Raw genomic sequence first — 9,908 nt, forward strand, 5'->3', positions numbered from 1 at the left:
AGGTGGCCGCGCCGGTCAGTGCGACGGAGGCGGCGGGGGAGCGGTGTACGGCACGGGAGGCGGCCAGCCCGAGGGCGGCGGCGCCACCGGCGCACGCGGCGGTGTGCAGGGCGCCCCAGCCCCGGTGGTCCCGCCACAGCATCCGTTCCACGGCGCCCGCGGCACGGCCGAACGCGGCGACCGGGTGTCCGCGGCGCGGGTCGCCGAGGAGGAGGTCGCCGAGGAGGCCGGCGGCGGCGCCGTACGCGAAGACGCGTCCGGCACGCATGGGCTCAGCCGGTCACACGGTCAGGGAAGCACTCGGTGCTGGGCGTCGGGCGGGGGCGGCAGCCGGGCATGCGTCATGTCCTCACTCAGGGTGTCCACGCCCTGGTTCGAAGAGTCCGGCGGTGAGAGTTCCTGGCTCCCGGGGATTCCTGTTCCCCGGTCACAGTGGCGGGACCGCGCCGGATTCGCACCGGGCTTCCTCTCCTGCCGCCGTAGATGGCCCCGGAAGTCCACCACGGCCCGCGAACACCCGTCAACCTGGCGTTGACCTGCGACGGGGGAGTGTGCGAAGGCCCACACACGAGTGGTGTGCGCCGGCACGCGAAGGGGCGGGGCACGGAACGGTTCGAGTCCGTTCCGCGCCCCGCCCCGGCGCGTGCGCCCGTGGACCGGGCGGCGATCGAGCGGTGGTCGAGCGGTGGTCGAGCGGTGGTCAGGCGACGATCAGGTAGATCCCGTACGCCACCGCCGCCGTGCAGGCCGCGAAGCAGGCGTACGCGCCGGTGACCGCGAGGGTCGCGGAGCCGCCCTGGGCGGCGGCCCGCTCCTGGCGGGAGAGGCCGACGATGCCGAGGGTGAACAGGCCCACCAGGGCCACCGTGACCACGAGGCTGACGCCGAAGACGGAGCCGAGGGCTGCCCAGTCGATGCTCATGGAGGTTCGCTTCCTTCGTACCCGGGCTGCGGGTTCAGACGGTGGTGGCGGCCGTGGGGGCCTTGGGGTCGGACGTGGCGGCGGCCGGGACGGTGGCCGCCACGTCCTCGGTCACGCCCGTCGGGGGCGGCGACACGGCGGCCATCGCCGTGGTGACCACACCGGCCGGCTCGGGCTCCTGGGCGGTCACCGCGTCGCCTTCGACGACGTTGGTGTGGTCGACGACCTCACGGCGGGAGATCCGCCAGATCCCGAAGCTGGACGCGACCAGGAACACCGCGACGAGGGCCGTGCCCCAGTCGCCGAGGCGGCAGACCCACTCGGCGAGCGCGGCGACCAGGGCCGCGGCGGGCAGCGTCAGGCCCCAGGCGACGAACATCCGGGTGGCCGTGGACCAGCGGACCACGCCGCCCTTGCGGCCGAGGCCCGCGCCCATCACCGCACCCGAGACCGAGTGCGTGGTGGACAGGGAGAAGCCGAGGTGGGAGGAGGCCAGGATGACCGTGGCGGCACTGGTCTGGGCGGCGAAGCCCTGCTGCGGCTGGAGGTCGGTCAGGCCCTTGCCCATGGTGCGGATGATGCGCCAGCCGCCCAGGTAGGTGCCGAGCGCGATGGCCAGCCCCGCGCTCAGGATGACCCACACCGGCGGGTCGGAGTCGGGGGCGAGCGCGCCGCCGGCGATCAGGGCGAGGGTGATGATGCCCATGGTCTTCTGGGCGTCGTTGGTGCCGTGGGCCAGCGAGACCAGACCGGCGGAGGCGATCTGACCGGCCCGGTAGCCCTTCGCGGCGGCCTTGCCGTCGGCCTTGCGGCCCAGCGAGTACGTCATCCGGGAGGCGAGCAACGCCGCGAGTCCGGCCACGATCGGGGCGGCGATCGCGGGGAGGAGCACCTTGGTGACGAGCACGTCGCCGTTGACCGCGCCGATACCGGCCGAGGCGACGGCGGCGCCGATCAGGCCGCCCATCAGGGCGTGCGAGGAACTGGACGGGAGCCCGACCAGCCAGGTCAGGAGGTTCCAGAGGATCGCGCCGACCAGTGCGGCGAAGATGACCTCGGGACGGATGCCGGTCTCGTCGACGAGACCCTTGGAGATCGTGTTGGCGACCTCCACGGAGAGGAAGGCGCCTACAAGGTTGAGGACGGCGGACATCGCCACCGCCACCTTGGGCTTGAGCGCACCGGTCGAAATGGTCGTTGCCATCGCGTTCGCGGTGTCGTGGAAACCGTTCGTGAAATCAAACGCGAGTGCGGTTACCACCACAATCGCGAGGATCAGCGAGAAGCTTTCCATTTACCCAGGCAATCGTTCGAGGTCGTTGGCGCGACGAACGTAGGTAACCAGGGTGAACGGAAGATGAACTGGGCAGGGCGTCACGGTGACCGGAAGCGGGGTCGGAGCCTCCCTCTGTGTGCCCGCTCCGATGCTCTCCGGAGACGTCCCTGGCAGGATCACCGCGAGGCCGTTCGGCGACGGGACGTGAGGGGCGCGCGGGCGCTCCGGAGGAGTGGGTGACTGTGACGCGATCGCGGGCTGCGGCCGGGGAGCCGGCCGGAGAGACGGCCGAGCAAGCGGCCTGGGAGGAACTCGTCGCGACGGCCCGGCGGACGGTGGCGGACGGACTGGTCGTCGGCACCTCCGGCAACGTCTCGGTGCGCGTCGGCGACACGGTCCTGGTCACCCCGTCGGGTGTGCCCTACGACCGCCTGACCCCGGGCGACGTGACCGGCGTCGGCCTGGACGGACGCCAGGTGCTCGGCACGCTGGTCCCCACCAGCGAACTGCCCATGCACCTCGCCGTGTACCGCGCCGACCCCGGCGCCCGGGCCGTCGTCCACACCCACGCCGTGCACGCGACGGCCGTCTCCCTGCTCGTCCCCGAACTCCCGCCGGTGCACTACATGACCGCCGCGCTCGGCGGCACCGTCCGGGTCGCCCCCTACGCCGCCTACGGCACCGACGAACTCGCCCGCGTCATGCTCGACGCCCTCACCGGCCGCACCGGCTGCCTGCTCCGCAACCACGGCACGGTCACCTACGGCAGCTCCCTCGACCAGGCCTACGACCGCACCGCCCAGCTCGAGTGGATGTGCCGCCTCTGGCTGACCGCCGCCTCCGTGCCCGGCCACTCGCCGTCCCTGCTGTCGCCGGCCCAGCTGGCGGAGGTGACGGAGCGCTTGAGGGGGTACGGGCAGCGAAGCTGACGCGAGGTGCGTGCCGGGCGGTTCCCGGGGTACCGGCTACGGGACACGAGGACCTCGTCACCCCCTGTCACCCGTCCACTGGCCGCCCGAGGACTCCACCAGGAGACTGGCCCCATGCGCACTGTCACCGCGACGGCAGCCGCCGTCACCGCAGCTCTGGCGACCGGAGCGGCGAGCGTCGCCGTCGGCCGGCTCGCCAGCGACGCGGCGCTCAAGGCGCCCCCCGGCCGGCCCCTGCCGACCGAGCCCCGGCTCACCGTGCACGGCACCGCCGCCGGACAGATCACCCTCACCCGGGACCTGGCCGCACTGCGCCCCGGCCGGTACGGGCTCGCCGGTGACGGCTCCCACGCGGTCGTGGGACCGGTCCTCGGCACCGCCGAACACGGCGCCGACACCGTCGTACGCCGCCTCGAACGCGTCACGCACGGCACCCTCGAAACCGGTGACCGGGCGTGGTTCACCCCGAACCTGTACGTCGGGAACCCGGGCACGGCCCTCGACCTCGAGTACGCCGACGTCGAGGTCCCGGGGGAACTCGGCCCGCTCCCGGCCTGGTTCCTGCCCGGGGCCCGCCCGACCTGGATCATCGCCGTGCACGGCCTGGCCGCCACCCGCGAACACGCCCTGAACGTGATCGCCCCCCTGCACCGTCGGAACGTGCCGGTGCTCACCCTCGCCTACCGCGGCGACGTCGGCGCACCGCCCTCGCCCGACGGCCTGCACCACTTCGGCGAGACCGAGTGGCGCGACGTGGACGCGGCCGCCCGCCGCACCCCCGGCGCGCTCCTGCCGCTCGCCGTCCGCGCCGCGCAGGGCCGCGCCGGGCTGCACGCCGACCGGGACGCCGGCACCGCCGGTCTGTACCGCCCGGCCGTCCCCACCCTGATCTTCCACGGCCCCGGTGACGCGGTGGCCCCCTGGCGCCTGTCCCGCCGCCTCGCCGACACCCACCCGCGCCTGGTCGCCCTCCACACCGTCCGGGACGCCCCGCACGGCGCCATGTGGAATGCCGACCCCGCGGACTACGAGGAGACCCTCCGCCGCTTCATGACCCCATTGGTGTGATCCCCGCCCAAGGCCCCCGCGAGCACCTCTCGCGGCCCCTCCGCCCGCCCGTGACGCCTGCCCGAGGACGCGAAGATCACCTTCCGTTCAGCGTCGTACCACTGGCCTGATCCGCTGCCCGGGCAGGGCGCCAGGCCCCCGCGCCCGCCGCCCCGGGAGGCCGCCGGGGCATTCCGTTTGGGTTTTCGGACCGTCAACCGGAAGACTGCACCCGTGACGTCCCGTATCCCGCGCGACTCCAGGCTCCGACTCGTCCGCCCGCGACCCCTGGCCGCCGCCCCCCCAGCGATGAATCAACGGCGTCCACGCCGCCCCGCACCGCGCCCCCCGGAAGGCACACCGGCCCGGTCGGAGCTGGCCCGAATGGCGCGCTCCGGTCTTGCCGACGCGGCCCGAGTGGCCCGCTGGGCCGACTCCGCGCTCGGCCCCGGCCGGGGCAGCGCGACCGCCGACGGCAAGGCCACCCTGTCCGACGCCACCGCCGAGCACGCGGCCCGCGAACTGGGCCTGCCCGTGGCCAAGGTCCGCGCCGACTGGGACACCGCCCGCCTCGCCGGACTGGTCGAGGTGCACGGCGGCACCGCCCGGCCCGGCTGGCGGCTGCGCGCCTGGAACCGCGACGACAGCGCCGTGCTGCGCGGCTGGGTCGCGCTCTTCGACGCCTGGTCGCTCGCCCACCCCGAGCCCGCCGGGCAGGAGCCGGCCGCGGTCGCCGAGGTCGTCTCCGCGATGCCCCAGGTGCTCTCCTTCCTCCAGCTGTCCGCCGGACCCGTCCCCCTGGCGCAGCTCCTGGACCTGCTGGAGCAGCGCGTCACCGAACTGCGCACCGAGCGCTGCGAGGTGCCCTACGGCCCCCGGCTCGAACCCGGCACCCCGGGCGCCGAGCCGGACCCCGCCCCGGCCACCGACACCTCGCTCGCCCCCCTCCTCGACTGGGCCCTGCACGCCCTCGCCTCCGTCGGCGCCCTCACCTGCGGCGACGGTCACGCCACGCTCACCCCGCTCGGCAGCTGGGCGGTCTGGGTCAAGCTGGAGCAGATCTGCGTCGCCGCGCAGAGCCCGGCCGGCAACATCGAGCAGTCGGCCGAGGACATGCTCCGCGGCTGCGCCCAGCTCCGCCCCAACGCCGCCCGCGCCGAGTACCGCGCCTGGCTCGCCGCCCGCCCCGTCGGCAGCGCCGTCGCCGAACTGCTCGGGGCGGCCCGCGGCGAGGACGCCCTGCTGCGCGGCCTCGCCTTCGAGGCGCTGCGCGTCGTCGGGGCCCCCGCCGAGCCCGACGTCCGCGGCGTCCTCGACGAGCCGACGCTCAGGCCGTACGCCCTGCTGTGGCTGGCCGAGCACGACGGCGTCGACCCCGAGGACGCCCACGAGGTCCTCACCCGCCCGGAGGCCACCTGGCTGTGGGTCGACACCGCGGCGGCCGTCGCCGACCACGGGGAGGCCCCGCTGCTGGTGCGGCACCTGGAGTCGGCGGTGCAGGCCACCGTCCCGGCCCTGCTCGCCGAGGTCCGCGCGGTCGGCCACCCCCGCACCGTGCAGGTGCTGGTGGCGCTCGCCGCCGCGCACCCGGACCCCGCCCTGGCCAAGGCGGTACGCCGGGCGGCCTTCCAGGTCCACACCGGGGGCAGCTGACCGGCCGGGCCCGACGGACGAACCGCCGGAGGTTACCCGCGTACCTCCGGCGCGTACGTCCCGAAGCTCCAGACGTTGCCCTCCAGGTCGCGGGCCATGTAGTCCCGCGAGCCGTAGTCCTGGTCGGTCGGGGGCATCAGGATCTCCGCGCCGTGCTCCACGGCCCGCCGGTGATGGGCGTCGACGTCCGCCACCACGACGTACACACCCGTGGGGCCCCCGCCCTTCATCGCCTCGTCGAAGCGGCTGCCCGTCCCCTTCGAGCCGAGCATGACCACGCCGTTGCCCTGGGCCAGCTCGGCGTGGGCCACCGAGCCGTCCTCGCCCTCGTACACCGCGAGCGCGGTGAAGCCGAAGGCCTCGGTGAGCTGCCGGATCGCCGCCTTGGCGTCCGCGTACCTGAGCGTCGGGCAGATGCTCGGACGCCCGCCCTCGTTGCCTGCCATACCGATCACTTCCTTGTGAGCCGGTGGTCCGTTCCGCTTTGGACCCGTTCGCCCAGTCTTCCACCGGCCACTGACAACGCTCGCGGGGAAAAGTGCTTGCACCGCCCCGTTAGACTGGCCCTCATGGCCATTCTCCTCGTGCATTAGAGCGGCGGGAACCTCCACAGCCGCCCACCCCGCCACCCACCCGCCCAGGAGTCTGACCGTGATCTCCGCCTCCGGCATCGAGCTGCGCGCCGGTGCCCGTGTCCTCATCGAGAGCGCCACCTTCCGCGTCGCCAAGGGCGACCGCATCGGCCTGGTCGGCCGCAACGGCGCCGGCAAGACCACCCTCACCAAGGTGCTGGCCGGCGAGGGCCAGCCCGCCGCCGGCAACGTCACCCGCTCCGGCGAGGTCGGCTACCTCCCGCAGGACCCGCGCACGGGCGACCTCGACGTGCTCGCCCGCGACCGCATCCTGTCCGCGCGCGGCCTGGACGTCCTGATCCGCAAGATGCGCGAGAACGAGCAGCGCATCGCCAACGGCCAGGGCGCCACCCGCGACAAGGCCCTGCGGCAGTACGAGCGCCAGGAGACCGAGTTCCTCACCAAGGGCGGGTACTCCGCCGAGGCCGAGGCCGCCACCATCGCCGCCGCGCTGAACCTGCCCGACCGGGTGCTCGGCCAGCCGCTGCACACGCTCTCCGGCGGTCAGCGCCGCCGGATCGAGCTGGCCCGGATCCTGTTCTCGGACGCGGACACCCTGCTGCTCGACGAGCCGACCAACCACCTCGACGCGGACTCGATCATCTGGCTGCGCGACTACCTGAAGACCTACCGCGGCGGCTTCATCGTGATCTCCCACGACGTCGACCTGGTGGAGACGGTCGTCAACAAGGTGTTCTACCTGGACGCCAACCGCTCCCAGATCGACGTCTACAACATGGGCTGGCGGCTCTACCAGCAGCAGCGCGAGGCCGACGAGAAGCGCCGCAAGCGCGAGCGCGCCAACGCCGAGAAGAAGGCCGCCGCCCTGCACTCGCAGGCCGACAAGATGCGCGCCAAGGCCACCAAGACGGTCGCCGCGCAGAACATGGCCCGCCGCGCCGACAAGCTGCTCTCCGGCCTGGAGGCGGTCCGCCAGTCCGACAAGGTCGCCAAGCTCCGCTTCCCGGAGCCCGCGCCCTGCGGCAAGACCCCGCTGATGGCCGAGGGCCTGTCGAAGTCGTACGGCTCGCTGGAGATCTTCACCGACGTCGACCTGGCCATCGACAAGGGCTCCCGGGTCGTCATCCTGGGGCTCAACGGCGCCGGCAAGACCACGCTGCTGCGCCTGCTCGGCGGCGTCGAGAAGCCCGACACCGGCCAGGTGATCGAGGGCCACGGCCTCAAGCTCGGCTACTACGCGCAGGAGCACGAGACCCTCGACCCCGCGCGCACCGTCCTGGAGAACATGCGCTCGGCCAACCCCGACCTGGACCTGGTCGAGGTCCGCAAGACGCTGGGCTCGTTCCTGTTCTCCGGCGACGACGTCGACAAGCCCGCCGGTGTCCTCTCCGGCGGCGAGAAGACCCGTCTCGCGCTGGCCACCCTCGTGGTGTCCTCGGCGAACGTGCTGCTCCTCGACGAGCCCACCAACAACCTCGACCCGGCCAGCCGCGAGGAGATCCTCGGAGCGCTGCGCACCTACAAGGGCGCCGTCGTCCTCGTCACCCACGACGAGGGCGCCGTCGAGGCGCTCCAGCCGGAACGGATCATTCTGCTTCCGGACGGCGTCGAGGACCTGTGGGGCGCCGACTACGCGGACCTCGTCGCCCTCGCTTGATCGAATGGATGATCCACCGGTGATGGATCATTCGGCCGATCCGTGATCCACCATCTGTGTGAGATCTCCTCATCAAGAGGTGTGTCCTACAACGATTTCGCGGCCGGGCCCCCCATTGCCGGGGGCCCGGCCGTGACGCCTTTCTGACCTGGAATTACGCGGAGAAACCCGTTCGGCCGAACGCGTCCGATTCTCTGGAATCAAGGATTCCGTATGTGGGGACCCGCTCCTGTCGTCACCACCTTGTCTCATCGACCTTGCCGAATGGGTGGCCAGGAGGGCCGGGAGGGGTGATCATGAGGAGTACCAGAGCGCACTTCCCATGAGGAGGCACGGGTGGCCGAGACTCTGAAGAAGGGCAGCCGGGTTACCGGCGCCGCGCGCGACAAGCTCGCGGCAGACCTGAAGAAGAAGTACGACGCCGGTGCGAGCATCCGGGCGTTGGCCGAGGAAACCGGCCGCTCGTATGGCTTTGTGCACCGCATGCTCAGCGAGTCGGGCGTCACGCTCCGAGGGCGTGGCGGGGCTACCCGGGGCAAGAAGGCCACTTCGGCCTGATGTCCCGGGCGGTCCCTCGGCTCCGAAAGTGACGGTGGCCACCCGGTCGGTCGTCCGACCGTCCGGGTGGTTACTGTGCAGTCACTTAGCCCTGCCGTCGCACGGCGCACCGTCCGGCGCGCGGCGGGGACGACGACCGCATCTTTCGGAGGCGCCCCATGGCTTCGCCCGCCCACGACCCCGGTCCCGCACTCGACCAGGACGGCGTGCGGCTCACCGTCGACGACGCGATCGCCACGGTGACGCTGACCAACCCGGCCAAGCGCAACGCGCAGAGCCCCGCTCTGTGGCGGGCGCTGGCCGAGGCCGGTCGGCTGCTGCCGGGCTCCGTCCGCGCCGTGGTGCTGCGGGCCGAGGGCAAGTCCTTCTCGGCCGGGCTCGACCGGCAGGCGTTCACCCCCGAGGGCTTCGACGGCGAACCGTCGTTCATCGACCTCGCCCGGGGCGGGGACGCCGAGCTGGACGCGGCCATCGCCGAGTACCAGGAGGCGTTCACCTGGTGGCGGCGCAGCGACCTCGTGTCGGTCGCCGCCGTGCAGGGGCACGCCATCGGGGCGGGCTTCCAGCTGGCCCTCGCCTGTGACCTGCGGATCGTCGCGGACGACGTGCAGTTCGCCATGCGCGAGACCAGCCTGGGCCTGGTGCCGGACCTGACGGGCACGCATCCCCTGGTGTCCCTGGTCGGGTACGCCCGCGCGCTGGAGATCTGCGCGACGGGGCGGTTCGTCACCGCCGAGGAGGCCGTGAGCACCGGCCTGGCCAACCTCGCCGTGCCCGCGGACCAGCTCGACGGCACGGTGCACGACCTGGTGTCCGCGATCCTGGCCGCACCGCGCGACGCGGTCGTCGAGACCAAGGCGCTGCTCCAGGGCGCCCTGACGCGGGACTACGAGGCCCAGCGCACCGCCGAACGGGCCGCCCAGGGACGCCGGCTGCGCGACCTGGCGGGGCTCGGCGAGTAGGAACGCCGAGAGCCCCTCAGCCGACGGCCGTCACCACCACCGCCACCGACGGGCGGTCCGGCAGGGCCTCGGACACCACCGCGCGGACCCGCCGGGCCACCTCGACGGCCCGGTGGTCCGCGTGCACCGCCAGCTCCACCCGGACATGCCGGCGCGGCAGCGCCCCCTCCCGCGCCGGCGGCTCCGTCACGTGCACCGGACGGCCCAGTACGCCCGTCAGCCGGACCACGCCCGGCACCGCCCGCACGACCCCGGCGACCCGGCCCTCGTCACCGCCGACGGCCCCGCCGTCCTCGCTCTCGCCCGCGTCG

Annotated in this window: 10 protein-coding genes, 1 pseudogene and 1 riboswitch; of the genes and pseudogenes, 6 read left to right on the forward strand and 5 right to left on the reverse strand. The window is 73.4% G+C overall.

The window, feature by feature from the left end:
• The 3 genes from BZZ08_RS37355 to pitH all read right to left on the reverse strand — a co-directional run.
• Positions 1-268, reverse strand: a 268-nt coding sequence (locus tag BZZ08_RS37355; RefSeq protein WP_198601925.1) for a cobalamin biosynthesis protein, incomplete at its 3' end; no start/stop codon positions are given.
• A 106-nt stretch (positions 269-374) separates the two neighbouring features.
• A riboswitch (cobalamin riboswitch) is annotated at positions 375-517 on the reverse strand.
• 183 nt (positions 518-700) lie between these two features.
• On the reverse strand, positions 701-922 hold the full coding sequence (locus tag BZZ08_RS37360; RefSeq protein WP_030404451.1) for a hypothetical protein: 222 nt from the start codon (positions 920-922) through the stop codon (positions 701-703).
• A gap of 34 nt (positions 923-956) precedes the next feature.
• Positions 957-2,216 (reverse strand): low-affinity phosphate transporter PitH, encoded by a 1,260-nt coding sequence (gene pitH / locus BZZ08_RS37365; protein WP_104636592.1) that lies wholly within the window; start codon positions 2,214-2,216, stop codon positions 957-959.
• Between the two features lie 224 nt (positions 2,217-2,440).
• Here pitH and BZZ08_RS37370 point away from each other — a divergent pair, with 224 nt between their 5' ends.
• From BZZ08_RS37370 to BZZ08_RS37380, 3 genes are all read left to right on the forward strand, one after another.
• Complete coding sequence (locus BZZ08_RS37370) at positions 2,441-3,127, forward strand: class II aldolase/adducin family protein (RefSeq protein ID WP_198601926.1); 687 nt, start codon at positions 2,441-2,443, stop codon at positions 3,125-3,127.
• A gap of 114 nt (positions 3,128-3,241) precedes the next feature.
• The gene (locus BZZ08_RS37375) at positions 3,242-4,195 is read left to right on the forward strand and encodes an alpha/beta hydrolase (protein WP_104636594.1); all 954 of its coding nucleotides are present in this window, start codon (positions 3,242-3,244) and stop codon (positions 4,193-4,195) included.
• A 213-nt stretch (positions 4,196-4,408) separates the two neighbouring features.
• Entirely contained in the window at positions 4,409-5,827 is a 1,419-nt protein-coding gene (locus tag BZZ08_RS37380; protein ID WP_198601927.1) for a hypothetical protein, read from the forward strand.
• 32 nt (positions 5,828-5,859) lie between these two features.
• Here BZZ08_RS37380 and BZZ08_RS37385 read toward each other — a convergent pair whose 3' ends face one another.
• Complete coding sequence (locus tag BZZ08_RS37385) at positions 5,860-6,273, reverse strand: VOC family protein (protein WP_104636596.1); 414 nt, start codon at positions 6,271-6,273, stop codon at positions 5,860-5,862.
• A gap of 205 nt (positions 6,274-6,478) precedes the next feature.
• On the opposite strand from BZZ08_RS37385, the gene BZZ08_RS37390 reads away from it, so the two are divergent.
• The 3 genes from BZZ08_RS37390 to BZZ08_RS37400 all read left to right on the forward strand — a co-directional run bounded on the left by BZZ08_RS37390 (position 6,479) and on the right by BZZ08_RS37400 (position 9,597).
• Positions 6,479-8,077 carry an ABC-F family ATP-binding cassette domain-containing protein gene (locus tag BZZ08_RS37390; RefSeq protein WP_104636597.1) on the forward strand — a complete coding sequence of 533 codons (1,599 nt, stop codon included), beginning with the start codon at positions 6,479-6,481 and terminating at the stop codon, positions 8,075-8,077.
• Positions 8,078-8,413: 336 nt separating this feature from the next.
• Complete coding sequence (locus BZZ08_RS37395; protein WP_003976983.1) at positions 8,414-8,635, forward strand: helix-turn-helix domain-containing protein; 222 nt, start codon at positions 8,414-8,416, stop codon at positions 8,633-8,635.
• 158 nt (positions 8,636-8,793) lie between these two features.
• On the forward strand, positions 8,794-9,597 hold the full coding sequence (locus BZZ08_RS37400) for an enoyl-CoA hydratase/isomerase family protein (RefSeq protein ID WP_104636598.1): 804 nt from the start codon (positions 8,794-8,796) through the stop codon (positions 9,595-9,597).
• Between the two features lie 16 nt (positions 9,598-9,613).
• Here BZZ08_RS37400 and BZZ08_RS37405 read toward each other — a convergent pair.
• Positions 9,614-9,908 (reverse strand): annotated as a pseudogene (locus tag BZZ08_RS37405) (nucleopolyhedrovirus P10 family protein); the annotation flags it as partial.

It is taken from the genome of Streptomyces sp. MH60, assembly GCF_002939385.1.
Classification (GTDB): domain Bacteria; phylum Actinomycetota; class Actinomycetes; order Streptomycetales; family Streptomycetaceae; genus Streptomyces.

Coding starts and splice junctions, on each gene's coding strand:
- BZZ08_RS37400 (WP_104636598.1), top strand. CDS start 8,794: ATGGCTTCGCCCGCCCACGACCCCGGTCCCGCACTCGACCAGGACGGC.
- BZZ08_RS37385 (WP_104636596.1), bottom strand. CDS start 6,273: ATGGCAGGCAACGAGGGCGGGCGTCCGAGCATCTGCCCGACGCTCAGG.
- BZZ08_RS37360 (WP_030404451.1), bottom strand. CDS start 922: ATGAGCATCGACTGGGCAGCCCTCGGCTCCGTCTTCGGCGTCAGCCTC.
- BZZ08_RS37375 (WP_104636594.1), top strand. CDS start 3,242: ATGCGCACTGTCACCGCGACGGCAGCCGCCGTCACCGCAGCTCTGGCG.
- pitH (WP_104636592.1), bottom strand. CDS start 2,216: ATGGAAAGCTTCTCGCTGATCCTCGCGATTGTGGTGGTAACCGCACTC.